This is a genomic window from Sphingomonas paeninsulae (assembly GCF_003660165.1).
Classification (GTDB): Bacteria; Pseudomonadota; Alphaproteobacteria; order Sphingomonadales; family Sphingomonadaceae; genus Sphingomonas_O; species Sphingomonas_O paeninsulae.
In genome coordinates this window covers 1,464,028-1,490,381 of record NZ_CP032829.1, presented here as the reverse complement: position 1 = coordinate 1,490,381, position 26,354 = coordinate 1,464,028, and the positions used below count along the sequence as shown (strand labels likewise).

Here is a 26,354-nt window from a genome sequence, read left to right as displayed (position 1 = left end):
CGACTATATCCCTGGACGACCGGGTTTAGCCCCGGCCTTTCCCGGCGCGCGCTTCGGCGATAGCGGCTTTCAACGCATCATAGCCGACCGCCCCCGACAGCACCTTGTCGCCAATCACCCAACTGGGCGTGCCCGTCAGGTTCAGCGCGCGTTGCAGTTCCATATTATTGGCAACCTCTCGCGTGGCCTCCGGGCTGTTGCCGAAACTGGCATCGATCCCCAGCTTTTGGGCGACGCGTGAAACGGCGTGCGGTTCAGGCCTGCCCTCTGCGAACAGCGCGCGGTGGAATGCGCCGTATTTGCCCGCCTTTGCTGCCGCAAGACTGACCTTGGCTGCGGCTTCGCTGTCCGGCCCCAGCACGGGGAATTCGCGATAGACGATGCGCAGTTTCGGGTCTTCCTTCAGCAATCGGTCGATAACCGGAATGCTCGCGCGGCAATATCCACAGGCATAATCAAAGAACTCGACGAGCGTGACGTCGGGGGACGCCGACCCTTCCCACGCGCCGGCAAATGGCGTTTCGATCATCGAACGATTGGCGACAACCGCCTTGGCAATCTCCCGATCGCGCAAATGCTCCATCGCTTCGGGCAGGATTTCGGGGTGTTCCATGATGTAATCGTGCACGATACGCTCGATCGCCGCCTTGTCGGTGGTCGAAACCGGTGCGTGCGTCGTCACGGCCACCGTCGCGGCGGCTCCTGCCAGCAAAGCTGCGAATCCGATCACTATTTGACTACTCCATTTCATCATTTACGCTTCTTGCCGCCGCTTTCAGAGACCATCGCGATGTCCTGCGCGCGAATCCAGTCAGGGGAACCGGTCGGTATGCCGACCATCGCCATCTTTGCGTTGGCGAGTGCGGCAACCCTGTTACCCTCCAGGTTAAAGCGTTCGGCGGTCGCCAGTGCGGCGCGTGCGTTGTCCCCTTCGTGACTGTAAATCACGCCCAGTTGATACCAGGCAAAGGGGTTTTGATTGTCGCGCGCGATCGCCGATTTCAGGATCGATTTTGCCTCAGCATAGTTGCGCGGGTTTTCCGTGGCGATCAGCGCGTGACCGAACAATGCCGCGATCAACGGCGAATAGTTCGTTCGCTGTACGGCATCGCGCAGCACCGAAAGCGCCTCGTTCGGGCGACCTGATTCGAGGAGGATCTGGCCCTTCAACTCCTCAAAATATGGATCATGAGGGATCGCGGCCAGCAACTTGTCGGCCTCTCCAACCGCGCGGTCGGGATAGGCAGACTTATGATAGGCGTAGGCACGCGCATAATGGCCGGGGATCGACTGGTCGGTTTCGGGATAGCGATTGAGCGTATATCGTGGCTCGTTGATGAAGCCGAACAGCTTGGCCTTCACTCGCTGGAACCGCGCCTCAATGGCCGGGTCGGTCGGCTTGTTCCACGCCTTATCGGCCTCAAGCGCTTCCTGAAGCACCTGGATGCGGTCGCCGGTCAGTGGGTGGGTGCGATCATAAGCACTGTCCTGCTGAACCGCGAGACGATATTCCTGCCCCTGCAGCTTTTTGAAAAAGCTGATCATGCCCTTACCGCTGATTCCGGCACTACTGAGATAGCGGCGACCCGACTGATCGGCGGCGGACTCCTGCGTCCTTGAGAAAGCCAGATATTTGCCAATTGCGGCTTGCTGTCCGGCTGCAAAAATACCCGCGCCCGCTTCGCCTGCCCCCGCCGCGATCGCTGCCGCGCCAAGGATCAGCGACAGGATTGAGATGCCGGTTGCTATCCTTGCTCCATCGGCCCCGCGCAGGACATCGCCCGCGGCAAGGTGGCCGAGTTCGTGGGATATGACGCCCTGAACTTCATTGGCGTTGTCCGCCGCCGCCAGCAGGCCTGAATTGATATAGACAACCTGCCCCCCCGCGACGAACGCGTTGATCTCTGGATCGCCGATGAGGATGATGTCGACGTTTTTCGCAGGCAGCCCGGCAGCTTCGATCAGGGGCGCCGCCATTTCATGCAAAAGCGCCTCGGTTTCGGCATCGCGCAGAATCGATTGGGCAAAGGCCGGCTGAACCGTCAACGTGACGACCAGCGCAACGGCAAACGCGCGGCGAAGAAACCGTTCAATCATGACGCTCCCTTTCGTCCGGTCGCGCTGAACGATGGGTGAAGATGGGGGCGTCATCCAGCGATCAGCATCCCCGCCGCCCCCGTTCGAGAGGCGGCGGGGATAGCCGTTCCTACTTATTCGCGCCGAACGTGCTCTGCCACCAGCCACGCTTTGGCCGCTCGGCTTCGCCATCTTCGGCAGTTGGCTCAACCGCAGGAGCGCTCGTGCGCGGCGATGGTGCCGCTGCCTGAGCAACGCCGGCAACCGACGCTTCAGATACCGTTTCAGCAACAGCGACAGGAGCCGGTGTTTCTGTTTCCGCGGCCGGAGCCACCTTAGCCTTGGCACGGCTCGCGCGCTTCGGCTTGGCTACAGGAGCGACTGCTTCGGGCTCTGGAGCCGCCACAGGGGCAACGTCTTCGACCGGCGCTGCTGTTTCGACAGGCGCGGCTTCGACAGGTGCTGCCTTTGCACGACGGGTGCGCTTCGGCTTTTCTGCAACAGCTTCGACCGGAGCGGCTTCGATCACTTCAGGAACAGTCTCAACCACCGGCTCGGCCAACACTGGCTCTGCATCACGCTTCGACGGACGCTTGCGCGCACGCTTCGGCTTGGCTTCTGCAACGGGCTCGATCGTCGCTTCCGCTTCCGCAAGGATCGGCTCGACAACCGGCTCGGCGTTCGATGCGTAAGCAACGCCACCGTCAGTGGCTTCTGCACCCTCGACAGCTTCCGAACCTTCAGCCTGACCATTTTCACCGCCACGACCGCGACCGCGACGACGGCCGCCACGACGTCCACGACGGCTACGACGCTCTTCACCCTCGGCCGTGGTTTCACCGGCGACCGCGACATCATCGCCTTCTTCGCCATTGGAACCAGCGTCGCGGGGCGCAACAGCTTCGCGTTCGATCGGTTCGCCATTTTCGTCGAGTTCCGGCTCTGACTGTTCGCCAGTCGTGCCCTCTTCGCCATCGCGGCGCGTGCGCCGTCCACGACGACGACGACGACGACGGGGTTCGCCATCACCTTCACCCTCGGCATTGCGCGGACGTTCCGAACGCTCGCCGCGATCTCCACGGGGCGCTTCCTCGACTTCTTCCTCTTCTTCCTCTTCCTCGAGCAGGTCGAGTTCGGGGTCTTCCTCGTAAACCGGCATTTCGAAATGCGGCGGATGTGCAGGCGGCGGACCACTTGCTTCCACCGTCATCCGTGCGCCTTCGACTTCGCCGTCGGGCAGGACTTCGATGTGCACGCCAAAGCGTTCTTCGATTTCGCTGATTTCGAAACGCTTGCGGTTAAGGACGTAGAACGCGGCCTCTGTGCTGGCGCGCAGGGTAAAGATCGTTGCACGACCCTTGCCTGCTTCTTCCTCAAGCATCCGAAGTGCCGACAGACCCGCCGACGACGCGGTGCGGACCAACCCGGTGCCTTCGCAATGCGGGCACTGGCGCGTCGATGCTTCGAGAACGCCAGTGCGCAAACGCTGGCGGCTCATCTCCATCAGGCCGAAGGAAGAAATCCGCCCAACCTGAATACGGGCGCGGTCATCGGACAGCGCCATCTTCATGGCTTTTTCGACCTTACGGACGTTGGAGTTGTTCTCCATGTCAATGAAATCGATCACGACCAGCCCGGCCATGTCGCGCAGGCGCAACTGACGGGCGATCTCGTGCGCGGCTTCAAGGTTGGTGCCGACCGCAGTCGCCTCAATCCCATGTTCGCGCGTCGAACGACCAGAGTTAATGTCGATCGAAACCAGAGCTTCCGTCGGGTTGATGACCAGATAGCCACCCGATTTCAACTGGACGACCGGCTGATACATTGCCGAAAGCTGTTCCTCGACATGGTTGCGCTGGAACAGCGGCACCGCGTCGGCATAGGGCTTCACCCGCCGCGCATGAGTCGGCATCAACAGCTTCATGAAATCGCGGGCGTGACGGAATCCCTCCTCACCCTCGACGATCACTTCCTCGATATCCTTGTTATAGATATCGCGGATCGCGCGCTTGATAAGGTCGCTGTCCTGATAGACGAGCGCGGGCGCTGCCGATTTCAAAGTCTCTTCGCGAATACCGTCCCACAAGCGGGCGAGATAATCGAAATCGCGACGAATCTCGATCTTGGTGCGCTGAAGGCCTGCTGTGCGAACGATGCAGCCCATCGACTTTGGCAAATCGAGTTCGCTCATGATCGTCTTCAGTCGCTTGCGATCGGCGACGTTCGAAATTTTCCGGCTGATCCCGCCGCCATGCGACGTGTTGGGCATCAGCACGCAATAACGACCGGCAAGCGACAGATATGTCGTCAGCGCCGCGCCCTTGTTACCGCGCTCTTCCTTCACGACCTGAACCAACAGCACCTGGCGGCGCCGGATCACGTCCTGAATCTTGTAGCGACGACGCAAATTCATGCGCTTCTGGCGAAGATTCTCCGCTGCGTTTTCGTCGACGCCACGACCGCTCTGCGATGCAGGGCGCGGGGCAACTTCGCCGTCCTCGTCATCGTGATGCTCATCGTCATGATGCCCATGATCGCCATCGTCATGCTCACCATGCTCGCCATCGGCATAATCATCGTCGTCATCATGACCGCCACGCAGGCGCTCTTCTTCGGCGGCGTGTTCGGCTTCTTCGGCGAGCAGAGCTTCGCGGTCTTCCTTCGGGATCTGGTAATAGTCCGGATGGATTTCGCTGAACGCCATGAAACCGTGGCGATTGCCGCCATATTCAATGAAGGCCGCCTGCAGCGATGGTTCGACGCGGGTTACCTTGGCGAGGTAGATATTGCCCTTGAGCTGCTTGTGTTCGGCGGATTCGAAATCGAACTCTTCGATCCGGTTGTTACCTTTGACGACCGCGACACGGGTTTCTTCCCGGTGGCGCGCATCGATTAGCATACGCATTGTCATTTAAGTGTCTCCGGGACGGTAACGAAGATGCGAACCCGCGCACCTCGCCCGTCCGGCTGGATGGAATGGAAATTGCCTCTGCTCGCTTTGCATGCCGGGCGACGTGCGCCGGGTTCACGATCCGGCAAGCCGCTGCGCTTTGGAAAGCCGTGCGGTCATGCGGAAAACCATGCATCATGCGAGCTTCAACCTGAGTGACCGGGCCGAGAGAATCGGCTGCGCGGTCTGTAAAAACAGTTCGGACGGGTTCCCCCGAACCGTTGTGCCACAAGTGGTAGCAGTCATGTCATACGGGAGCAAGTCGCGGCCGTTCGCCTGAAATATCCGACTCGCAACGGTAAAATCATGAAACGCTGGACCCGGCAGGGGTAGACACGGCATGGATGGTTAATGCCCACGGCGATCATCATATCGGCCATGCTCGGTCTTTTGTCGCCACCCGGAATTACGGGGAACGGCGGTGACGCGGTGCTGACCGATGCTTTACAGGTAGAACGTCCGACTCTGGCTGCCGGGACAGCGCGAAGCTCACGACCGCCCCACAGTCGCTACAGCCTCAACATTTTGCTCGATCCGCCGGAACCGGGCCTGCCCCGTCCGGTCGTGGCGGGCCGGGCCGATCGGCCACTCGTCGTGATCGACGCGGGGCACGGCGGGCATGATCCGGGCGCGGTTTCATCGACCGATGGTACGCGTGAGAAGGACATCACTCTATCTGTTGCCCGCGCAATACGGGACGAGCTGGTGCGCGGCGGGCGCGTCCGGGTCGCGCTGACTCGCGACGACGACCGTTTTCTGGTGTTGCAGGAACGCGCCCAGATTGCGCGCGAGCTAAAGGCCGACCTGTTCATTTCAGTTCACGCCGATAGTGCACCGATGACCGGGGCAACGGGGGCGACGATCTATACGCTGTCCGAAGTGGCGTCTGACGCGACCGCAGGGCGTCTGGCAGCGCGCGAGAATAAGGCCGACATCATCAACGGCGTTAATTTATCGGGTCAGGGTTCGGACGTGTCGTCGATCCTCATCGACCTCGCCCAGCGAGAAACGATGAACGCATCGTCGCGATTTGCCGATGTGTTGCGTCGAGAGGCGACCGGGTCAGTGCCGTTCCGGGGTGAATTTCACCGGATGGCTGGTTTTGCGGTTTTAAAAGCCCCCGACACGCCCGCCATTTTGTTCGAGGTCGGCTATGTCACCAATCCGGTCGACGTTGCCCGGCTGGTGTCGCCAGAGGGAAAGGCAGCAATTGCGCTGGCCGTCCGGCGCGCGGTCGATATCCAGTTCGCGCGAAGGACGGCCGCCCGTTAACGCAAGGCACGGACTTGCGGCGTGTCCAGACAGTGAATGACCTGATCGCGGGTAACCGGCGCGGCCATCGCCGGTTCGGGCAACATCGACGCTACTTCGGTCGCAACACCGGGAGCGACCGCGGTAAACGCTCGCCCCCCACCAATATCGGTACGGCATTTCATCACCGCATCAAGCAGTTTCGGCGGCGTATCACGCGCTTCGTAGCTCAGGCGGAACGTCCCCCAATGAATCGCAATCGCCCGCGATGCACCAAGCCTCTGGAACACTTCGGCTGCATCGATCGGTCCGATATGGCTGGCGATGCTCATCTGGCCGGGAAGGAACCGGAACGCGCCGATCGGCAGCAGCGCCAGCCGGATCGGGCCATAAGCGCGCGCCTCTGCAGGCCATTTTCCATCGCCAAAGCCTGTGTCGCCCGCAAAGAACAGATTGCCGCCGGGCAATGTCACGACAAAACTGGACCATAGCGCGCGGTTGCGGTCGGCCATGAAACGCGTGCCCCAATGGTGATTTCGCGTGACGATAACGTCGATGCCCGGACGCACATTGACGCGCCCGCCCCAGTCGCGCGCGACCGACTTCACGCCCGCCATCACCTTGTCGTTACCGAGGCTTGTTATGATGAGTGGCTTATCGCGACCCCATAATTGTCTGAGCATGGGCAGGCTCATATGATCATAATGGTCGTGACTGATTAGCACGACGTCGATTTTCGGCAGATCGACAAAGCGCACGCCCGGTTCGGTGACACGCCTTGGCCCGAAACCATAGGGGCCAGAGGTGTTGGCCCAGATCGGGTCGGTCAGGATATTCAGCCCCTGCGTCTGAATCAGCACGGTGGCGTGTCCGATCCACGTCACGACCATGCGCTGTCCATCGACGCGGGCGGCAGGCTTGCTTGGCGTGACCGCCACATGGGTCGGCCAGAGCGGCCGACCGTCATCTTGCAGGAAATAGCGCACGAAGAAATTTGTGCGGCTGCCCCCGGTGGGCGGTGCCGCCGTGTCCTCACCATCGGGATTGAAAAAGCGTGCCGTGTCGAAGTGGGGCGATGCCGGCCCCTCATAATAGATCCGGTCGAGGAAGCGCGGAACAACGATGATCGCGCAACACAGGGCGACTACTGCCCACAACAGTACGCTTCCGAAAACCCTGATCGCGCGCTGCATGGTTGACCCCTGATTTCCGTTGCGAGGATGCTGTTTCCACCCTCAACCATCAGCCGAAATGATATCAATCGCTTCCCTTGGGCCTGTCGAAGGGAAGCGGCTAGGGTTAAACGCTCTCCAGCAGCAATCGCTCCTCGGCGATCTTCTTTTGCCAAACGAGCGGCGCGGTCTGGTGGACGCTTTCCCCGGTCGCATCGACAGCGACCGTCACCGGCATATCCTCAACCGTGAACTCATAGATCGCCTCCATGCCCAGATCGGCGAATCCAACAACCGTCGACGCCTTGATCGCCCGCGCCACCAGATATGCAGCACCGCCGACCGCCATCAGATAGGCGGCCTTATGCTTCTTGATCGCCGCAATGCCGGTGGGGCCGCGCTCAGCTTTGCCGACCATCGCGATTAGTCCGGTTTCGGCGAGCATCATCTCGGTGAACTTGTCCATCCGCGTGGCAGTCGTCGGCCCCGCAGGCCCAACCACTTCGCCCTCGATCGGATCGACCGGCCCGACATAATAGATCACGCGCCCGGCAAAGCTGACCGGCAAAGACTCGCCCTTCGCCAGCATATCCTGAATGCGTTTGTGGGCTGCGTCGCGCCCGGTCAGCATTTTGCCGTTCAGCAACAGGCGATCACCCGGCAACCAGCTCGCGACTTCCTCACGGGTCAGCGTGTCCAGATTGACGCGCTTGGCCGCCTTGTCCGGCGTCCAGTTCACATCGGGCCACTCGCTTAACTTCGGTGGCTCCAGAAACGCCGGCCCCGACCCGTCCAGATGGAAATGCGCATGACGCGTGGCCGCACAGTTCGGGATCATCGCAACCGGCTTCGAAGCGGCGTGCGTCGGCCAGCTTTCGATCTTTACATCGAGGATCGTCGCCAGGCCACCAAGCCCCTGCGCCCCAATCCCCAGCGCATTCACCTTGTCGAAAATCTCGATCCGCATCTTTTCAGTGTCGTTCTGCGGTCCGCGCTGTTTCAACTGCGCCATGTCGATATCGCCCATCAGCGACTCTTTCGCCAACAGCATCGCCTTTTCCGCAGTTCCCCCGATCCCGATGCCGAGCATCCCCGGCGGGCACCAGCCAGCGCCCATCTTCGGGATCTGCTCCAGCACCCAGTCGACAATCGAATCGCTCGGGTTCAGCATCGCGAACTTGCTCTTGTTTTCGCTGCCGCCGCCCTTGGCCGCGACGGTCACTTCGACATGGTGGCCGGGGACCATCTCGACGTTCAGGACCGACGGCGTGTTGTCCTTGGTATTCGCGCGAGTGAACGCAGGATCGGCGACGATCGACGCGCGCAGCTTGTTCTCCGGGTACAGATAAGCGCGCCGCACGCCTTCATCGACGACCTCTTGCAACGACCGCGTCGATTCCAGCCGGCACTCCTGCCCCCATTTGATGAAGACCGTGACGATGCCGGTATCCTGACAGATGGGCCGATGCCCCTCTGCACACATCCGGCTGTTCGTCAGGATCTGGGCGATGGCGTCCTTTGCCGCCGGACCCTGCTCCGCTTCGTAAGCGACACCGAGCGCCCGGATATAATCCATCGGGTGAAAATAACTGATATATTGCAGCGCGTCGGCGACGCTTTCGATCAAGTCGGATTCGCGAATTGTGATCATCTGAAAGCCCTTTGGCGAAATACGTCGGGTTTGCGCCCTTTTCGCCCGAATAGCGGCCCCGACGCCTGACGTCCACGCCATCAGGCTAAATCGAAATTGCGACGAACCGAGTGGCAAAAATCGAAATTACAGACTTGCGTATATTCCCAGATGAGGCACTATATAGAGCGGCTTCGGTCGTGTGTGACACCATAGATAGTATCAGGCGTATCGCGTCGTTTCGGCGACCGATGTTCTGTGTCTGTCGAAAAAACGTGCTGATAGGTTGATAAATCTGCCCGTTTGACCCGGTGTTGTGATAGAGGAGGAGGTTCGCCTCCGAGTCGAACGAAAACGGAACAATTTGGGGGTGTGCGATGGATTTTCGAGATGGTGATGGAGCGATGCGGGATATGAATGCCGATCTGATGGAAGCGGTTGTCGCTGCCTCGAAGCCGCGGCCCGAGACCGATTCGCATACGATCATGCCTCAGGCTTATCCGGTCGATGTCGATCATTCGCGCGATGCCCTGCTGACCGACTTCGGCAAGGAAACGCTGACCGATCGCTATCTGCTGCCGGGTGAATCCTATCAGGATCTGTTCGTGCGCGTGGCCTCTGCCTATGCCGACGATGCCGCCCATGCCCAGCGCCTCTACGACTATATCTCGAAATTGTGGTTCATGCCTTCGACGCCAGTGCTGTCGAACGGCGGCACCGGGCGCGGCCTGCCGATCTCCTGCTATCTGAACTCGGTTCCCGACAGCCTCGAAGGGATCGTCGAAACCTGGAACGAAAACGTCTGGCTCGCATCGCGCGGCGGCGGCATCGGCACTTACTGGGGCAACGTCCGTGGCATCGGCGAACCCGTTGGCCTCAACGGCAAGACCAGCGGCATCATCCCGTTCGTCCGCGTCATGGATTCGCTGACCCTCGCAATCTCACAGGGATCGCTGCGTCGCGGTTCGGCCGCCTGCTATCTCGACGTTTCACATCCAGAGATCGAGGAGTTCCTCGAAATCCGCAAAGCATCGGGCGATTTCAACCGCAAGGCGCTGAATCTGCATCACGGCGTGTTGCTGACCGATGCCTTTATGGAAGCAGTCCGCAGCGGTTCGGAATGGAACCTGCTTTCGCCCAAGGACGGCAGCGTTCGCGCGACCGTCGATGCGCGCAGCCTGTTCCAAAAGCTCGTCGAAACCCGTCTTGCCACTGGTGAACCCTATATCGTGTTCGCCGACACAGTGAATCGCGCCATGCCGCGCCACCATCGTGAACTTGGCCTGAAGGTCAGCACGTCGAACCTTTGCTCCGAAATTACTTTGCCCACGGGTCGCGACCATCTGGGTAATGATCGCACGGCGGTGTGTTGCCTGTCTTCGCTCAATCTCGAAACCTGGGATGAGTGGAAGGACGATCGCGTTTTCATCGAGGACGTCATGCGTTTCCTCGACAACGTCCTTACCGACTATATCGACCGCGCGCCGCCTGAAATGGCCCGCGCCAAATACTCCGCCGGGCGTGAGCGTTCGGTCGGTTTGGGCGTGATGGGCTTCCACAGCTTTCTACAGGCGCGCAACCTCGCTTTCGAAGGCGCGATGGCGAAGTCGTGGAACCTCAAAATCTTCCGCCACATCAGCACCGCCGCCAACGAGGCGTCGATGCTGCTCGCGACAGAGCGTGGCCCCTGCCCCGATGCCGCCGATCGCGGCGTGATGGAACGGTTCAGTTGCAAAATGGCAATCGCGCCGACCGCGTCGATCAGCATCATCTGCGGCGGCACCAGCGCGTGCATCGAACCGATCCCGGCCAACATCTATACGCACAAGACGCTGTCGGGCAGCTTCTCGATCCGCAATCCGTATCTGGAAAAGCTACTGTCGGAAAAATCGAAGAACAGCGACGCGGTGTGGAACTCGATCCTCGAACAGGGCGGTTCGGTCCAGCATCTCGATTTCCTGAGCCAGGACGAGAAGGACACCTACAAGACCAGCTTTGAAATCGACCAGCGCTGGCTGCTCGAACTCGCCGCCGATCGCACGCCCTATATCGATCAGGCTCAGTCGCTGAACCTGTTCATCCCCGCCGATGTGGAAAAATGGGATCTGCTCATGCTCCACTTCCGCGCGTGGGAACTGGGCGTGAAGTCACTCTATTACTTGCGCTCGAAATCGATCCAGCGCGCCGGTTTTGCTGGCGGCGTAGAGGCGGACAACACCGCACTCGCGCCGATCATCCAACTGGCGGAGAAGGATTACGACGAATGTCTCGCGTGTCAGTGACCCGAGAGGCCGTAACACGCGAGGCCATCGGTCTGGCTTACGCTTCTTCTTCGAACGTCACGGCGACGTCGGCATTTGCGCTCAACCGCACCTTGCCGCCTTCGACGCCAGCGACCAGTCCGCCGGAGATATAATGATGATGACCTTCATGGCCGCCCTGTCCGCTGTCCTTCTTGGTCAGCTTTATACGGTCGCCCTGAACGTGATCCACCGTGCCGACATGAACGCCATCGGCACCAATGACTTCGGCGTGTTCTTTAACCTGCGAAAGATCGGCCATCGTTTTTTCCTTTGGTTGGTTTCGACATCACAACGCCTGACTGGTCATTCGGTCCCTCGACGCCTGACCCCCGCCCAATTTTTTATCTTGCAGAAGGCATAGATCATGTCCCTCACCGAAGTCCGCAATCAGTATAAGCCCTTCGAATACCCCTGGGCCTATGAGTTCTGGAAACGCCAGCAGCAGATCCACTGGATGCCAGAGGAAGTGCCACTCGGAGAGGACTGCCGCGACTGGGCGCAGAAACTGACCGACCATGAGCGCAATCTTCTGACCCAGATTTTCCGCTTTTTCACGCAGGCCGATATCGAGGTGCAGGATTGCTACCACGAGAAATACAGCCGCGTGTTCAAACCGGTCGAGATCAAGATGATGCTCGCCGCATTTTCGAACATGGAAACGGTCCACATCGCCGCTTACTCACATCTCCTCGACACCATCGGGATGCCTGAGAGCGAGTACGGCATGTTCCTTCAATATAAGGAAATGAAGGACAAGCACGACTATCTGGCGACCTTCGGTGTCGATACGGACGAGGATATCGCCCGCACGCTTGCCATGTTCGGTGGCTTTACAGAGGGGCTGCAACTGTTCGCATCCTTCGCGATGCTGATGAACTTCCCGCGCTTCAACAAGATGAAGGGCATGGGTCAGATCGTAAGCTGGAGCATCCGCGACGAAAGCCTCCATTGCGAGGGCATCATTCAGTTGTTCCACGCGTTTTGTGCCGAACGCGGTTGCCTGACCAAATCGGTCCGCGACGATATCATGGACGCCTGCCAAAAGACCGTCCGCCTCGAAGACGCGTTCATCGACCTCGCCTTCGAACAGGGTCCGGTCCCCGGCATGAGCCCGAAGGAAATCAAGAAATACATCCGCTTCATCGCCGACTGGCGACTGGGGCAGCTCGGATTCAAACCGATCTACATGATCGAGGAACACCCCCTGCCGTGGCTCGCCCCACTGCTCAACGGTGTCGAACACGCCAACTTCTTCGAAACCCGCGCGACCGAATATTCAAAGGGCGCAACACGCGGTAACTGGGGTGAAGTCTGGGACAGCTTCGACCGCCGCAAGGGCGCACAGGCCGCAGGCGAAGCGGCAAGCGAAGCAGCGGCAAACGAAGATGTCGGCGCGAAGGTGATGGATATGTTCGGGCAGAGTGTGGCGGCGGAATAGGTGATTCTTCGCCTCATTGAAGTTATGGGAGTTGATAGATGCAATATCTGACCTCATCCGCCATTCGCGCGGTCGATTACAATGAAGCGATGCTCACCTTGACTGTTTGGTTTACCGAAAGCGGCGGACCGTATGCCTATTACAATGTCCCGAAATCAGAATACCGGGGCCTACTCGCAGCGAATTCCTCTGGTGCGTATTTCAATTCGCACATTCGCGCTCAATACGCTGCCTAAGATCGCCTAAGATGGGCACTCAAACATCGCACGCTTTCGGAATCACATGAAAACCCCCGATCAACCTCGCCGCAGCGCCCTCTATCTGCCCGCCTCCAATCCGAAGGCGATTGCAAAGGCGCGCACTCTTCCCGCCGATATCATCATCCTCGACCTTGAGGATGCTGTTGCCCCCGATGCAAAGGCCTCAGCTCGGGACGCAGCGATTGCTGCCGTTCGAGAGGGCGGCTTCGGCGACCGCGAAGTCGCAATCCGGGTCAATGGCGTGGATACCGCCTGGGGCGCGGACGATCTGGCGGCAGTCGCACATTCGGGGGTCGATGCCGTCTTGGTACCGAAAGTCTCCACACCATCCGACATCGACCGCTACGATGCCGCACTAAAGGATGCCCCACCATCCACCGCGCTATGGGCGATGATCGAAACCTGCGCCTGCGTGTCTCAACTCGACGCCATCGCCGCACGCGCCGAAACCACGCGGCTTTCGCTGTTCATCATGGGCGTGAATGATCTTGCCAAGGAAATGCGCGCCCGGCTGACGCCCGAACGCACGCCATTCCTGCCTGTTCTGACGTTGGCAATCTGCGCCGCTCGCGCCAACGGGGTCGTGATTCTCGACGGGGTCTGCAACGAATTTCGCGATCTCGGCGTCTTTCGTACCGAGGCGGAGCAGGGTCGGCTGTTCGGCTTCGATGGCAAGACGTTGATCCATCCCGACCAGATCGCACCCTGTAACGAGGTTTTTTCGCCCGGCACCGACGAACTGTCGTGGGCACATGCCGTGATCGCCGCGTTCGCGCTTCCCGAAAATGCGGGCAAGGGCGCGATCCGGGTCGAAGGCAAGATGGCGGAACTGCTTCATCTGGACGAGGCCGAACGCTTTATCGCAATGGCCGCCCGCATAAGGCGTTGACCAGACGTGTTCATCGCGGGACGGTCGCACTGTAACCTATACCAATCACTTGCACTCGGAACCCGTATTTGCGAACGGGGCCTCTTGATGTCGGTGCTGCTCAAAGGAAACTCATGCCGCTCTCGTCCGCCAAGGTGATGAAACGATCGCGCGGTTTCCGCTTGCCACGCACGCCAAAGGGAATGTTCCTCTCAGGATTCCTGAAAAATCCGGTGATGGTGGGGTCGATCATCCCGTCGTCGGATCGGCTCATTCGCAAGATGCTGAGCCGCGTCGATTGGGCCAATACCAAGCTGTTTGTCGAATATGGTCCCGGCGTTGGCACCTTTTGCCAGCCGATTCTGGATAAACTGGCACCTGACGGGATGTTGCTTGTCATCGACACCAATCCCGATTTCGTCGCTTATCTGAAGGAAACCATCCACGACCCGCGCTTCCGCGCGATTTGCGGATCGGCGACCGATGTCGAACGCTATGTGACCGATGCCGGGTTCGAACACGCCGATTACATTGCCTCGGGCCTGCCGTTTTCGACTTTGCCTCCCGGCGTTGGCGATGCGATTGCCGCTGCAACCAAGCGCATCCTGCGCGTCGGTGGGGCGTTTCTGGTTTATCAGTATAACCCGACCGTCCGTAACTTCATCGCGCGTCAGTTCGATCATATCGATCACGCAATGGAATTCTGGAACGTCCCGCCCGCTCAGCTTTGGTGGGCGTGGAAAGAGTAATTACTCGACGCCAAAGTTGAGCCTTCGCGACACGCCATAATCCGCGACGGCCACCACGAAATAACACAGGGCATAGCGCATTCGTGCGCCGACCGTACGCCACCCGGAATAGTCGGTCAGTTTCTGTTCGACTGACTGTCCCACTTCGCCGTCGATGTACGCCCGCATGGCGTCGGCGAACGCGGCGTCCTCTATCCGCAGCATGATTTCCAGATTCAGGAACAGACTGCGCACGTCGAAATTCGCGCTGCCGATATAGACCGCATCGTCGATCACATAGAGTTTCGTGTGCAGCCGCGACGGCGTGTATTCGAAAATCCGCACCCCCTTTCGCAGCAGCCCCGCATAGGTAAACCGCGCCGCACCGATGGTTGCTGGATTGTCGGTTTTCGACGCGGTCACGATCCGCGCCTCCCCCCCAGACCAAGCTGGTCGATCCGCCTCAGCATCGCCGGACTCGGTGCAAAATAGGCCGCGATCATATCGACCCGCCCAGCCGCCCGCATGTCGGTCCGCACCGCCTTCGCCCAGGGCGACATACGCCGCGCCGGCCCACCCAACAGCCAGCGCACTTGCCCATCCGGGTTGCTCCACGTCCGCAACGCCCGCCGCAGCGTCTTCATTTTCGACGTCGGCGCTTTCGTCCATCTCTGAAGCACATCATAATACCCGCTCAGCCGCTTTGCCGCCTCTCCCTCCACCATCAGGCCAAGGTCGCGCCACGCAGTCTCCCCCGTGTCGGAGAAATAGTCATCGGACACATTGAACCCACCGATGATCGCCCGCGCCTCGTCGGCCAGCACCAGCTTTTGATGATTACGCAACAGATAACGCCGCCCCCAGCGCGGAGAAAAAGCGCAAACCGAAATGCCCGCATCGCGCAACGGCTGAAAGAAATCCTCATGCCGGGTCGAATCGCTGCCAAAGCCATCGACGATCAACGACGTCTGAACCCCCCGCGCCGCCGCCGACAGCAGCGCATGATGCACCCGCTTGCCCGCCCGATCGTCTGCATAAATATAATAAAGCACACGCAGGCTGACCGTAGCACCATCGATCAGGCCGATCAGCGCATCCAGCCGTTCGGCCCCACTCTCGATCACCGTCAGCCGGTTCCCCGCGACGTTGCGTTTCCGCTCCATGCAAAGGCGTTGGCCGGAATACGTGAATGTTGCAATCCCGCCCCCCGCCTGCTACGCGGCCCGCTTGCACTTACCGATGGTTCGAAGAGGAAGCGTTCATGGCGCGCGTGACAGTTGAAGATTGCGTCGACAAGATTCCCAACCGGTTCGATCTGGTTCTGCTCGCTGCACAGCGCGCACGTCAGATCTCGGGCGGTGCCGAACTGCTTGTCGATCGCGACCGTGATAAAAATCCGGTCGTTGCTTTGCGAGAGATCGCCGATGAGCTGGTCCAGCCAGAGGAACTCCGCGAATCGACGATCAGCAACATGCAGCGTGTTCGGATCGACGACGACGATGCCGTTGATGAAATGGGCTCGCTGGCTCAGTCGGCAGAGGCCCTTCGCCTCACCGCCGCCGCACCACCGCGCAACCAGAATCTGGGTGCCGACTACGACGGTTAAGTCTGCATCCGGGCTTTAATCCTTATTTTTCATCCCCATATCGGGCCGGAACTTGGCCTGATCGGGAAAACGTCCGACGGCCGCCAGCAATGGTGGCCGTTTGCCGTTGTGCGACTTGCGTCACGCGAACAAATCTGGAACAAACAGCCCCATGCTTACCCACATCAGCGTTCGCGGCGCGCGCGAGCATAACCTCAAGGACATCTCGCTCGACATCCCGCGCGAGACCCTGACCGTCATCACCGGCCTCTCGGGCAGCGGCAAGTCCTCCCTCGCCTTCGACACCATCTATGCAGAGGGTCAGCGCCGCTATGTCGAGAGCTTGTCCGCCTACGCACGCCAGTTCCTCGAACTCATGCAAAAACCCGATGTCGATCACATAGAGGGCCTGTCCCCCGCGATCAGCATCGAACAGAAGACGACCAGCCGCAACCCGCGCTCGACCGTCGCCACCGTCACCGAAATCTACGACTATATGCGCCTGTTGTGGGCGCGCGTTGGCATCCCCTATTCGCCCGCCACCGGCCTGCCGATCAGCGCGCAACAGGTCAGCCAGATGGTCGACCGCGTCATGGCCCTGCCAGAGGGTACGCGCCTGTTCCTGCTCGCCCCCGTCGTCCGCGGTCGCAAGGGTGAGTATCGCAAGGAACTCACCGAATGGCAGCGCGTCGGCTTCACCCGCGTCCGCATCGACGGCCAATATTACGAGATCGACGAAGCCCCCGTCCTCGACAAGAAATACAAACATGACATCGAAGTCGTGGTGGATCGCATCGTCGTCCGCGAAGGCATCGAATCACGCCTCGCCGACAGCTTCGAAACCGCGCTGAAACTCGCCGACGGCCTCGCCTATGTCGATCCCGCCGACGCCGCGACCGAAACTGCTCCCGCCACCGACGCCGACAAGAAAAAGAAACTCGTCGCCGGCGAACACGCACCCGATGGCCGCATCACCTTCAGCCAGAAGTTCGCCTGCCCCGTCTCCGGCTTCACCATTGCCGAGATCGAGCCCCGCCTGTTCTCGTTCAACGCGCCACAGGGAGCCTGTCCCGCCTGCGACGGCCTTGGTGAAAAGCTCCACTTCGACCCACAGCTCGTCGTCCCCAACGAAAACCTCAGCATCAAACAGGGCGCGGTCGTGCCTTGGGCGAAATCCAACCCGCCTAGCCCCTATTACATGCAGGTCCTCGGCTCGCTCGCGCGCCACTACGACTTCGCGCTCGACACCCCCTGGAACCAGCTCCCCGAAGCCGCCGTCACCGCCATCCTCTACGGAACCAACGGCGAACCCGTCGTCCTGAAGTTCATCGACGGCCGCAAATCCTATGAGGTCAAGAAACCGTTCGAGGGCGTCATCGGCAACCTCGACCGCCGCCTGCTCTCCACCGAATCCGCCTGGATGCGAGAGGAGCTGAACAAGTACCAGAACGCCCAGCCCTGCGAAGTCTGCAAGGGTGCCCGCCTCCGCCCCGAAGCTCTCGCGGTAAAGATCGCCGGAGAGGACATCTCCATGTCCACCCGTCGCCCCGTCGGCCCCGCGCTCGCTTTCTTCAAGGCGATGCCCGACCATCTGACACCCCAGCAAAACACCATTGCCGAACGCATCCTGAAGGAAATTGTCGAACGCCTCGGCTTCCTCGACAATGTCGGCCTCGACTATCTCAACCTCGACCGCACGTCGGGCACGCTCAGCGGCGGCGAGTCTCAGCGTATCCGTCTCGCCAGCCAGATTGGCTCCGGCCTGTCGGGCGTCCTCTACGTCCTCGATGAACCGTCGATCGGCCTCCATCAAAAGGACAATGACCGCCTCCTCATCACGCTCCGCCGCCTGCGCGATCTCGGCAATACCGTCATCGTTGTCGAACATGACGAGGACGCGATCCGCACCGCCGATCATGTCGTCGACATGGGTCCGGGCGCGGGCGTCCACGGCGGCCATATCGTCGCACAGGGCACGTTGCAGGACATCCTCGACAACCCCGACAGCCTGACCGGCGACTATCTCTCGGGCCGCCGCTCGGTCCCCGTCCCCGAAAAACGGCGCAAGGGCAACGGCAAGAAGCTCACCGTCACCGGCGCCCGCGCGAACAATCTGAAGGACGTCACCGCGTCCATCCCGCTCGGCACTTTCACCTGCATCACCGGGGTCAGCGGCTCGGGCAAGTCCAGCTTCACCATCGACACGCTCTACGCCGCGTCGGCCCGCGCGCTCAACGGCGCACGGATGCTCGCCGGCCACCATGAAAAGATCGACGGCCTCCAATATCTCGACAAGGTCATCGACATCGACCAGTCGCCCATCGGCCGCACCCCGCGCAGCAACCCGGCGACCTATACCGGCAGCTTCACCCAGATCCGCGACTGGTTCGCCCAACTCCCCGAAAGCCTCGCGCGCGGCTACAAACCCGGCCGTTTCAGCTTCAACGTAAAGGGTGGCCGCTGCGAAGCCTGCACCGGCGACGGCCTCATAAAGATAGAGATGCACTTCCTCCCCGACGTCTATGTGACGTGCGACGTGTGCCACGGCGCGCGCTACAATCGCGAAACGCTCGAGGTGAAGTTCAAGGGCAAGAGCATCGCCGACATCCTCGACATGACGGTCGAGGACGCGGTCGAATTCTTCAAGGCGGTCCCCGGCATCCGCGACAAGATGGCGATGCTGCTCGAAGTCGGCCTCGGCTATGTGAAGGTCGGACAGCAGGCCACCACCCTCAGCGGCGGCGAAGCCCAGCGCGTCAAACTCGCCAAGGAACTCAGCCGCCGCGCCACCGGCAGCACGCTCTACATCCTCGACGAACCGACCACCGGCCTGCATTTCGAAGACGTCCGCAAGCTATTGGAAGTCCTCCACGCGCTCGTCGAACAGGGCAACACCGTCGTCGTCATCGAACATAATCTGGAAGTCATAAAGACCGCCGACTGGGTCATCGACCTCGGTCCAGAGGGCGGCACCAAGGGCGGCGAGATCGTCGCCGTCGGCACGCCGGAGAAGGTCGCCAAGGAGCCGCGGAGTTATACCGGTCATTATCTGGCACCGCTGCTGGGGATCGGGCGCGAGGAGAAGGTGGCGGCGGAGTAGGGGGCGTCACACCGAGCAAAGTACTCGCTGTCCAATGCGCGACAAACATGCAATCACGCAGTAATTGGGGGATTGTATGCCAGAAATGTCGATTGAAGCACGATCAGAGAACGAAATCTTTAGTGATTTAGAACAGCTTTGTCGCTCAGATGGTTATGTTCATGCTCTTGCTTACTTCAGTTGGCGTGACAATTTCATAAGTTATGATCCGGACGGAATGACGTCCGATGATATGATAAAGTCATACAAGCCGAGCAGATTGTTAAGAACAGAGATCGCGCTGTTGATTGGGCTTATGGTTAAATGTCCGATCGACACAAAGTTACCGACGCCCGACATAATGCAGGGTTTCATAAACGATACTGAACGACTTCTGCAAGAATTGCATGATGCTTTTTCAAAGTCGTTCATGGCGCGAATGACGCTAGAAAATATCGAAGCAGGAAATAGTCCTTTCACCAACGCCGATGTTCTCAGAGAACCAATATTTTACGGAGGCGAGTCTGCTTATAGCTTCCAGTATAGGGACTTTTCCGGGCCGCGTTACTCAAAAGATAACGATTGGCTGACGAAAAACCGAGGCTTCAGCATCCAGCAGGCGCAAGCAGTGATTCAGGCCGTTAACAGCCTCCAAGATCGAAAGATGCAAGAAAACTTCAAGGGTTTTCGGCGATCGGCGATTGATACTTGGACATTTTTACCTGGATTAACATTTTGTGTAAGTGAGATTGTCAGTGAATTGGAAATTTCGGAAGATATAGTCCGATCTGTTCTTTCCGCTTTTAGTCTAGACGCTGTCCCAACTAACATCGCCTATACAAGTGTGGGTGACTTCAATCTTATAAATGCCTTTCCTTTAATACCTCAACCACACGATTCTTTCATGTCACTCAATCACTACGCTTTGGTTGAGTCGCTATACGAGTCGCCATTTTACTGGCTGATTGCAGATACCAAATATAGATCAATCGCTTCAGATCACAGAGGTCTTTTCGCAGAGGAAATGGTTGCCGAGAGGCTGAGAAAGGTGTTCGGAGCTGAGTCCGTATTCACTAATGTGAATATTCTACAGGGCAAGGACCGTGTAAGTGAAATTGACGTTTTGGTTACATTTGCAGATCGCGCAATTATATTTCAGTGTAAATCGAAAAAGCTTAATTTAGAAAGTCGGCGAGGAAACGACATCCTGTTACAGTCCGATTTTAAAAAAGCTGTACAAGATGCTTATGATCAGGGCCTGAAATGCGCTAAGGGGTTGGACGACAGCCAATCGGTTTTTGAAATAGGTGATCATCAAAATGTAAAGTTTGGAAAATTTAAGAAAATTTACATTTGCACGGTGTTGTCTGAGCATTATCCAGCACTGTCTTTCCAAAGTCGCCAGTTTTTAAAATTTGAACAATCCGATGTTATTCAGCCACCATTAGTATGCGATGTGTTTTTTATCGATGTAGCTACAGAAATGTTATCTACACCGCTGCGGTTTCTAAGCTACATCGACCAGCGAGCAAACTACCTAGAAAAGGTTTCATCCGTTAATGAGATAACGATACTAGGATACCACCCCAAAAAGAATCTGTGGTTTGATGACGATATGAATATGGTCATGATTACCGATGATTTCGGTGTTGATATAGATGTTGCGATGATGGTCCGCCGTGAAGGAATCGAAGGGGTCGCAACACCGCCCGGAATTTTAACTAAATTCCAAAATTTGACTATTGGCCGCATTATCAGATCTATTGAGTCGGCACCACAACCGGCGCTGGTCGATTTGGGCTTCGCCCTGCTTACTTTAGGGGAAGATACCTTAAAAGATCTCACCAACGGTATCGATCAAATAGCAAAGACGGCCAGAATGGACAGTAAACTCCATGATATTTCTATGGGGTTCAACGATGGGAAGACTGGCATAACTGTGCATTGCAGTAAGTTGCCTAACGCTGAAGCAGCAGACCGACTGAGAGGGCATTGCCGACTAAGAAAATACATATTGAAGGCGGATAGTTGGTTTGGCCTAGCGGTTCGATTTGACGATGGAATGCCAAAGTTTGGGTTGAAGCTTGATGATCCGTGGCAACCGGACGAAAAGTATGATCGGCTAACGCGAGAAATGAGCAAAACAAGCAACGCTGAGTTTGTAGGTGGCCGCGCAAAGCACGTCAAAATTGGTAGAAATGACCTATGCCCTTGCGGAAGTGGTAAAAAGTTTAAGAAATGTTGTTTAAATTAACTGTCTTCTTTTCATCCACTCAATGATCCATCACCTTCCGCAGCATCCCAATGATCCGCCCCTGCCATCCCGGACCATCGGCGCGAAACCGCTCGATCACATAGGGGTCGAGGCGCCGGGTGGCTTGTTCTTTCGCCGCGCCGCGTGCGGGCGGTGGCCACGATGAGGGCAGTCCTTTGCCCCGGTCTAGATTCCCGCCCCAAACCCCTAACTCCGCCCCAAGTGCAATGAAGTTGCCCGCCGAATATCGCTCGATCTGCTGCGAAATGACTTCGATCAGCGCAAGATCCGCCTGTTCACCCCCGAAAACGCACCGAATATGGAGCCTTTACCCTCGATAAGGATTACCGATTCCACCGTGATCGTGCGCGCGCGCGGTGCTTGGAAGCCACCCCACTAAAGCCCCATCGCCTTCCGCAGCACCCCATTGATCCGCCCCTGCCATCCCGGCCCATCGGCACGAAACCGCTCAATCACATCGGGGTCGAGGCGCAGGGTGACTTGCTCTTTCGCCACGCCGCGCCAGCTAAGTTCGGGCGGGCGGGCGGCCAAGGCGGACGCCGTCCTTTGCCAGAACACCCGTCGCGGGCCGGATGACCTTGCCCCCGACACGGATCTCGGCGCCGTCGACCACGCGTCGGTCAGTTCGGGCGCGTCGTCGGGATCGGTCCATCCAACCTCCGTAACGCCGCGGCCCTTTGTGATCGCTTGTCCCCCAGATGGCATCCAACCCGTCGGACCACATTCATAAAGGCCGCTCTGTCCTCTTCTGCCCACACCGGATCAGGCTTCGCACACCCCCACCTCGCGCCACGTCCAATGAAACGACCCCCAAAAATCGCTCGCTAAGCCACAAAACGCCATCAATCAGGACAAAACGCGCCTATTCCACCCCGAAAACACACCAAATAGGGTCCATTAAGCGCAACTCCGCCCCTCGCCCCCACCATAACCGTGCCACAAGAACCCCAATCGCGTGGCCTCTCGATTGCCCTAAATATTGGTCACTCCCAACCACCGCCTAACCCCGGAATCCGCCGCAGCACCAGCCGCTCCATCCCAACCACCACCAGCATCGAAATCCCAAACAACGGCAACAAAATCCCGAGGGCCAACAACACTCCAAAAAATCCCATCGCCAACCCCTTCCGCCCTCTGGCAGGCGGTGCGCCAAGAGTATTTTCAGGCCGCCTCCGCCACCACAAAATCACACTGCTGACCGACAACAAAATCAATCCCCCCGCCGTCGCAACATTCACCAACTGATTGGCAATTCCAAACAACTGCCCCTCGTGAACCGCGATCCCATAACCCATAATCCGGTCGATCAAACGACGCTGGGCAAAGTCTTTCCGAGACAAAATGGCTCCGGTCTCAGGGTCCAAAGTCAGGTCAATTCGCAACGGTCGATCGGCCGCATCCGACTTCGCCGCCCAAGGCTGCCCCGCTCCCGCTGGTGGAGAAATCAGCACCGGCGGTGCCAGTGCCAACGGGCCAACAGTCGCAACCATCCGGTCCAGCGCGGCATAGGAAATTACCGGGTGCGCCATCGCCATCCCGCCATGTCCGGCGTGCTCGCTCACCGGCGTTCCGGTGGACCAGTCCTGCTTGACCGACCCGCCCTCGACCACGGTCCTGACCGCCTTGAAATAGCCGCCCCAACTGACCGCCCAAGGCAGGCCCGACAGCAACAGAAACAACGCAAAGAACGACACCCAAAAACCAGTGACACCGTGAATATCGCGCCAGAACCTACGGCCTCCGGATCGAAGGCGCGGATAAACGATCCCACCCAAACCTCCTCCGCGCGGCCACCACAAAAACAAGCCGGACACAATCATCACAATCGTCCACGACGCAGCGAGTTCGACAATATACGACCCCGTATTGCCGATCAGAAGTTCGCCGTGCAGCCGGAATATGGTCCGCATCAGACGGTCATCCTCGACGACGGTCTTCAGGATCTGCAGCGTCTGAGGGTGGACGTAAACGCGGGTTTCGGTGCCGCCCTTGCCGACGATGACCTGCGCCGCCTGATCGGGCGTGAGGGGCAATTCGTAACGCAGCAACTCCGACCCCGGCACCTCTCGCACCGCCGCCTCTGCCTGTGCCGCTGCGGTAGCCGGATGGATAACGTTCAGATGCGCATAGGGCCGATCGATGAACCGCTCGATCTGTGGGCGAAATGCGTAGATCGAACCCGTCAGCGAGAGCCACAGGACGAACGGGATACAGAACAGCCCGGCATAGAAATGCCAGCGCCAGATGGTGTCGTAGGTTGGCCAGCAACGCATATTCAAAACCGTGCCCTCATGCCGACATAGGCGGTGCGCGGCACTCCCGCGTAAATCGATCCGGTGGTGTCGCTTAATACCGCTGCCGGGCTTTGCTGGCCGGTGCTCGCATTCAGGCTGTTCGCGACGATGGAGGCGGAGCCGACATAGGTTTTATCGAACAGGTTTTGCACCGATGCGTAAAAGCTGAAGCGCGACCACCAGCCGGCACCCTTTGGCGGGTCGTAATGCACGTTCAGGTTGAACAATGTGTAGGCCGGAACCGCCAGAAGATTGCCATTGTCGATGAAATATTTGTCGCGGTAAGTGGCTTCAACAAAGCCGCCCAGCCCGCGCAGTTTGCCACTCGGTTGGTCATAACCGACGCGACCGTTTACGAATGTCGGGATAACGCCGGGAATGGCATTGCCCCCACGGTCGAACACGACCGAGGTCTGGCCATTGGTCAGCCGCTCAGAGAAGTCAGTGTAATATTGGTCGTTGTAACTGTAGCTCGCCTCGATCTTTGCACCCGGAAGCAGCGCCGGTAACGGCTTCCAGTTCAGCCCAAGCTCCACGCCACGATGCACCGAGCGCGGAACGTTAGACGTATAGGCGAGCAAATTTATCCCTGCCGATTGACTAACGAATTCGTTGCGGAACCACTCGTAATAGCCGGTAATCTCTGCCTTGAGATTGTTACCCAGGGTCACTTCCGCGCCGACATCGACGCCGATATTTTTCTGTTGTTTCAAGCTGGTATTATTTCCCGCGACACCTGATGCCGTGATGAACAGATTTCCCGATTGCGGGATGCCATAGCCGGAGCCGACCCGCGCGTGGAAGCGGACGACCTGTGTCGCTTGCCAGAAAACTGCGGCTTCGGGGGCGACATTGGAGAAACGGCGGTCGGTCGCGATGGGGGTAAGGACCGGACTGCTTCCGCTCGGATAAACATAGGCAGTCTGCCGCATATCGATGATCGAACGCTCGACCCCGATACCTGCGATCAGTTGCAGCTTCGGGGCGATTTGAAACTCCTCGCGAGCGCGGATGCCGAGGTTGCGAACGTCGCCAAAAACCGTCTGGGTCGGCGCGCCGATGCCGTTGCGGCCGCCGTCAGTTTTGTTGAAGCTATAACTCTGGTTGTCGAGATAATTGTAGAAGATGCCGACGAAACTGCTCGCATCCATACCGAACAGCCGGCTCTTGTTAGTAACATCCGACGTGATGTTATAGCTATCGAGCGTACCTTTGAACGGCGTCGCGCTGGTCGGTTGATTCACGACGCGGCTGTCGAATGTCGCCTGCGTCCGCCATGTCGTGTTCGGGCCAAAGTCGTGTTCATAACGGGTGCCAATGATTGTCCGTCGATCATTGCGGGCCAAGTCGCCTTCGGTCGCAGTTTGCAGCACGCGAGGGCCATTGATACCGTTTATGAAAACTGAAATCGTGCCACACCCCGGAGCTTTGGTCGCGTTTGCATCGCACCCGGACTGATATGGATTGGCGATATATTGGTTGTATGACAGCCGCGTGGATAAGCTGAAATCACCCTCGTTGTAGATAATCTTGGCGGCAATACGGTCGTTATCACTTAGAGAGAGCGTGCCATAAGCATTGACGGTGCCGGTCTGGTATCCGGTATGCCCGGTCGATCCGTCGCCCCTCACAAAGCTGCCGAACACAGCATATTCATAGTTTTGGTCGGCATGACCGATAGTCGCATAGATGTTGTTATAGCCATCACCGCCAATGTCGGTGCCGACCTCGATCCCGTCGATGTCACGTCCGCGCCGCGTGCGAAAGTTTACGGCGCCGCCAAGTGCATAGTTGCCGTAACGCGCAGACGATGGGCCGCGCACCACATCGACCGCCCCATAAGCGTGCGGGTCGGTCAGATCGAAGCGGGCGAGACCGTCGGGCTGGGTGACAGGAAAGTCATCCTCGAAAACTTGAATATTGCGCGCGCCGAAACCGTTGCGCGCATTGGACCCGCGGATCGATACGCCGACATCACGCGGTCCGTTCCCCTGGATCACAGCAACGCCCGGTGACAGCCTGACAATGTCCGCGATCGTTGTTGCAGGGGTGTTTCGGAAACGACTGTCGTCGATGGTCGTTACGGTTTGGCCGGTAACCTGAGTGGTCAGTGATAAAGCATGACCTGAAACAATGATTTCTTCGTTCGAACCAGTGGCGACTGACGTTTGATCACGAACGGTATCGGGCGCTGTCGAATTGTCGTCCAACGCTCGCAATTGAGCATCGATTTCGCCGCGCTCGCGTAACAGTTCCGCACGTCTTTGATCCCGGTCTGTTGTTTGCGCGAGGACTGGAGAGCAGATTGCAGCCGTCGAGATGGCGACGGCCAAGACAGTTGATTTCATTTTATAAATTCCCGATGCGCCATCAGAGCCGATCGATCAAAAAGCGACCGGGGTCTGGCAGCAAGATCAGCGTGACGGCGGTGTCGCCATCAGTCGA

General features: G+C 58.8%; 21 protein-coding genes. 9 read left to right on the top strand and 12 right to left on the bottom strand.

The window, feature by feature from the left end; genetic code table 11:
- Positions 1-25: 25 nt before the first annotated feature.
- The 3 genes from D3Y57_RS12810 to D3Y57_RS12800 form a co-directional block, all read right to left on the bottom strand.
- The gene (locus D3Y57_RS12810; protein ID WP_430739006.1) at positions 26-754 is read right to left on the bottom strand and encodes a DsbA family protein; all 729 of its coding nucleotides are present in this window, start codon (positions 752-754) and stop codon (positions 26-28) included.
- Entirely contained in the window at positions 751-2,097 is a 1,347-nt protein-coding gene (locus D3Y57_RS12805; RefSeq protein WP_121153307.1) for a M48 family metalloprotease, read from the bottom strand. Before D3Y57_RS12805 ends, D3Y57_RS12810 begins: the two co-directional genes overlap by 4 nt.
- Positions 2,098-2,206: 109 nt before the next feature.
- On the bottom strand, positions 2,207-4,987 hold the full coding sequence (locus D3Y57_RS12800) for an Rne/Rng family ribonuclease (protein WP_205590054.1): 2,781 nt from the start codon (positions 4,985-4,987) through the stop codon (positions 2,207-2,209).
- Between the two features lie 390 nt (positions 4,988-5,377).
- Here D3Y57_RS12800 and D3Y57_RS12795 point away from each other — a divergent pair, with 390 nt between their 5' ends.
- On the top strand, positions 5,378-6,298 hold the full coding sequence (locus D3Y57_RS12795) for an N-acetylmuramoyl-L-alanine amidase family protein (protein WP_121153306.1): 921 nt from the start codon (positions 5,378-5,380) through the stop codon (positions 6,296-6,298).
- On the opposite strand, the gene D3Y57_RS12790 is transcribed toward D3Y57_RS12795, so the two are convergent.
- Together D3Y57_RS12790 and D3Y57_RS12785 are read right to left on the bottom strand one after the other, a co-directional pair.
- Complete coding sequence (locus D3Y57_RS12790) at positions 6,295-7,470, bottom strand: MBL fold metallo-hydrolase (protein ID WP_121153305.1); 1,176 nt, start codon at positions 7,468-7,470, stop codon at positions 6,295-6,297. The genes D3Y57_RS12795 and D3Y57_RS12790 overlap by 4 nt on opposite strands.
- A 106-nt stretch (positions 7,471-7,576) precedes the next feature.
- A complete protein-coding gene (locus D3Y57_RS12785; protein ID WP_121155884.1) occupies positions 7,577-9,100 on the bottom strand; it encodes a fumarate hydratase in 1,524 nt (507 codons plus the stop codon).
- A 392-nt stretch (positions 9,101-9,492) separates the two neighbouring features.
- Here D3Y57_RS12785 and D3Y57_RS12780 point away from each other — a divergent pair, with 392 nt between their 5' ends.
- Positions 9,493-11,361: a ribonucleoside-diphosphate reductase subunit alpha gene (locus D3Y57_RS12780; RefSeq protein WP_430739044.1), complete on the top strand. Its 1,869-nt coding sequence runs from the start codon at positions 9,493-9,495 to the stop codon at positions 11,359-11,361.
- Between the two features lie 37 nt (positions 11,362-11,398).
- Here the strand turns inward: D3Y57_RS12780 and D3Y57_RS12775 are convergent, their stop codons facing one another.
- Entirely contained in the window at positions 11,399-11,641 is a 243-nt protein-coding gene (locus D3Y57_RS12775; protein ID WP_121153303.1) for a DUF2171 domain-containing protein, read from the bottom strand.
- A 105-nt stretch (positions 11,642-11,746) separates the two neighbouring features.
- Between D3Y57_RS12775 and D3Y57_RS12770 the strand changes: the two genes are divergently transcribed.
- The 4 genes from D3Y57_RS12770 (at position 11,747) to D3Y57_RS12755 (ending at position 14,697) form a co-directional block, all read left to right on the top strand.
- On the top strand, positions 11,747-12,820 hold the full coding sequence (locus tag D3Y57_RS12770) for a ribonucleotide-diphosphate reductase subunit beta (protein ID WP_121153302.1): 1,074 nt from the start codon (positions 11,747-11,749) through the stop codon (positions 12,818-12,820).
- A 38-nt stretch (positions 12,821-12,858) separates the two neighbouring features.
- The gene (locus D3Y57_RS12765) at positions 12,859-13,056 is read left to right on the top strand and encodes a KTSC domain-containing protein (protein ID WP_121153301.1); all 198 of its coding nucleotides are present in this window, start codon (positions 12,859-12,861) and stop codon (positions 13,054-13,056) included.
- A gap of 46 nt (positions 13,057-13,102) precedes the next feature.
- Entirely contained in the window at positions 13,103-13,969 is an 867-nt protein-coding gene (locus D3Y57_RS12760; protein WP_121153300.1) for an HpcH/HpaI aldolase/citrate lyase family protein, read from the top strand.
- Positions 13,970-14,082: 113 nt separating this feature from the next.
- Entirely contained in the window at positions 14,083-14,697 is a 615-nt protein-coding gene (locus tag D3Y57_RS12755; RefSeq protein WP_121153299.1) for a class I SAM-dependent methyltransferase, read from the top strand.
- Here the strand turns inward: D3Y57_RS12755 and D3Y57_RS21385 are convergent, their stop codons facing one another.
- Together D3Y57_RS21385 and D3Y57_RS12750 are read right to left on the bottom strand one after the other, a co-directional pair.
- On the bottom strand, positions 14,698-15,099 hold the full coding sequence (locus D3Y57_RS21385) for a phospholipase D-like domain-containing protein (RefSeq protein WP_347400382.1): 402 nt from the start codon (positions 15,097-15,099) through the stop codon (positions 14,698-14,700).
- Positions 15,096-15,839 carry a phospholipase D-like domain-containing protein gene (locus D3Y57_RS12750; RefSeq protein WP_347400381.1) on the bottom strand — a complete coding sequence of 248 codons (744 nt, stop codon included), beginning with the start codon at positions 15,837-15,839 and terminating at the stop codon, positions 15,096-15,098. The genes D3Y57_RS21385 and D3Y57_RS12750 overlap by 4 nt, the downstream gene beginning before the upstream one ends.
- A 98-nt stretch (positions 15,840-15,937) precedes the next feature.
- Between D3Y57_RS12750 and rpoZ the strand changes: the two genes are divergently transcribed.
- The 3 genes from rpoZ (at position 15,938) to D3Y57_RS12735 (ending at position 21,594) form a co-directional block, all read left to right on the top strand.
- Entirely contained in the window at positions 15,938-16,282 is a 345-nt protein-coding gene (gene rpoZ / locus D3Y57_RS12745; protein ID WP_121153298.1) for a DNA-directed RNA polymerase subunit omega, read from the top strand.
- Positions 16,283-16,433: 151 nt separating this feature from the next.
- Positions 16,434-19,361: an excinuclease ABC subunit UvrA gene (gene uvrA / locus D3Y57_RS12740; protein ID WP_121153297.1), complete on the top strand. Its 2,928-nt coding sequence runs from the start codon at positions 16,434-16,436 to the stop codon at positions 19,359-19,361.
- A 76-nt stretch (positions 19,362-19,437) separates the two neighbouring features.
- Positions 19,438-21,594 (top strand): nuclease-related domain-containing protein, encoded by a 2,157-nt coding sequence (locus D3Y57_RS12735; protein ID WP_121155882.1) that lies wholly within the window; start codon positions 19,438-19,440, stop codon positions 21,592-21,594.
- A gap of 19 nt (positions 21,595-21,613) precedes the next feature.
- Here D3Y57_RS12735 and D3Y57_RS12730 read toward each other — a convergent pair whose 3' ends face one another.
- From D3Y57_RS12730 to D3Y57_RS12715, 4 genes are all read right to left on the bottom strand, one after another.
- Entirely contained in the window at positions 21,614-21,766 is a 153-nt protein-coding gene (locus D3Y57_RS12730; RefSeq protein ID WP_239026078.1) for a BrnA antitoxin family protein, read from the bottom strand.
- A 224-nt stretch (positions 21,767-21,990) separates the two neighbouring features.
- Positions 21,991-22,320 carry a BrnA antitoxin family protein gene (locus D3Y57_RS12725; RefSeq protein ID WP_121153295.1) on the bottom strand — a complete coding sequence of 110 codons (330 nt, stop codon included), beginning with the start codon at positions 22,318-22,320 and terminating at the stop codon, positions 21,991-21,993.
- A gap of 278 nt (positions 22,321-22,598) precedes the next feature.
- On the bottom strand, positions 22,599-23,888 hold the full coding sequence (locus D3Y57_RS12720; protein ID WP_239026077.1) for a PepSY-associated TM helix domain-containing protein: 1,290 nt from the start codon (positions 23,886-23,888) through the stop codon (positions 22,599-22,601).
- Between the two features lie 2 nt (positions 23,889-23,890).
- Positions 23,891-26,257: a TonB-dependent receptor family protein gene (locus D3Y57_RS12715; protein ID WP_121153294.1), complete on the bottom strand. Its 2,367-nt coding sequence runs from the start codon at positions 26,255-26,257 to the stop codon at positions 23,891-23,893.
- Between the last annotated feature and the right edge of the window lie 97 nt (positions 26,258-26,354).

What these genes read in the sequence shown, in the direction of transcription:
- D3Y57_RS12770 (WP_121153302.1), top strand. Translation starts at nt 11,747, where the DNA reads ATGTCCCTCACCGAAGTCCGCAATCAGTATAAGCCCTTCGAATACCCC.
- D3Y57_RS12795 (WP_121153306.1), top strand. Translation starts at nt 5,378, where the DNA reads ATGCCCACGGCGATCATCATATCGGCCATGCTCGGTCTTTTGTCGCCA.
- rpoZ (WP_121153298.1), top strand. Translation starts at nt 15,938, where the DNA reads ATGGCGCGCGTGACAGTTGAAGATTGCGTCGACAAGATTCCCAACCGG.
- D3Y57_RS12790 (WP_121153305.1), bottom strand. Translation starts at nt 7,470, where the DNA reads ATGCAGCGCGCGATCAGGGTTTTCGGAAGCGTACTGTTGTGGGCAGTA.
- D3Y57_RS12785 (WP_121155884.1), bottom strand. Translation starts at nt 9,100, where the DNA reads ATGATCACAATTCGCGAATCCGACTTGATCGAAAGCGTCGCCGACGCG.
- D3Y57_RS12720 (WP_239026077.1), bottom strand. Translation starts at nt 23,888, where the DNA reads ATGCGTTGCTGGCCAACCTACGACACCATCTGGCGCTGGCATTTCTAT.
- D3Y57_RS12810 (WP_430739006.1), bottom strand. Translation starts at nt 754, where the DNA reads ATGATGAAATGGAGTAGTCAAATAGTGATCGGATTCGCAGCTTTGCTG.
- D3Y57_RS12805 (WP_121153307.1), bottom strand. Translation starts at nt 2,097, where the DNA reads ATGATTGAACGGTTTCTTCGCCGCGCGTTTGCCGTTGCGCTGGTCGTC.
- D3Y57_RS12780 (WP_430739044.1), top strand. Translation starts at nt 9,493, where the DNA reads ATGAATGCCGATCTGATGGAAGCGGTTGTCGCTGCCTCGAAGCCGCGG.
- D3Y57_RS12755 (WP_121153299.1), top strand. Translation starts at nt 14,083, where the DNA reads ATGCCGCTCTCGTCCGCCAAGGTGATGAAACGATCGCGCGGTTTCCGC.
- D3Y57_RS12725 (WP_121153295.1), bottom strand. Translation starts at nt 22,320, where the DNA reads ATGCCATCTGGGGGACAAGCGATCACAAAGGGCCGCGGCGTTACGGAG.
- D3Y57_RS12800 (WP_205590054.1), bottom strand. Translation starts at nt 4,987, where the DNA reads ATGACAATGCGTATGCTAATCGATGCGCGCCACCGGGAAGAAACCCGT.
- uvrA (WP_121153297.1), top strand. Translation starts at nt 16,434, where the DNA reads ATGCTTACCCACATCAGCGTTCGCGGCGCGCGCGAGCATAACCTCAAG.
- D3Y57_RS12750 (WP_347400381.1), bottom strand. Translation starts at nt 15,839, where the DNA reads ATGGAGCGGAAACGCAACGTCGCGGGGAACCGGCTGACGGTGATCGAG.
- D3Y57_RS12760 (WP_121153300.1), top strand. Translation starts at nt 13,103, where the DNA reads ATGAAAACCCCCGATCAACCTCGCCGCAGCGCCCTCTATCTGCCCGCC.
- D3Y57_RS12715 (WP_121153294.1), bottom strand. Translation starts at nt 26,257, where the DNA reads ATGAAATCAACTGTCTTGGCCGTCGCCATCTCGACGGCTGCAATCTGC.
- D3Y57_RS12765 (WP_121153301.1), top strand. Translation starts at nt 12,859, where the DNA reads ATGCAATATCTGACCTCATCCGCCATTCGCGCGGTCGATTACAATGAA.
- D3Y57_RS12775 (WP_121153303.1), bottom strand. Translation starts at nt 11,641, where the DNA reads ATGGCCGATCTTTCGCAGGTTAAAGAACACGCCGAAGTCATTGGTGCC.
- D3Y57_RS12735 (WP_121155882.1), top strand. Translation starts at nt 19,438, where the DNA reads ATGCCAGAAATGTCGATTGAAGCACGATCAGAGAACGAAATCTTTAGT.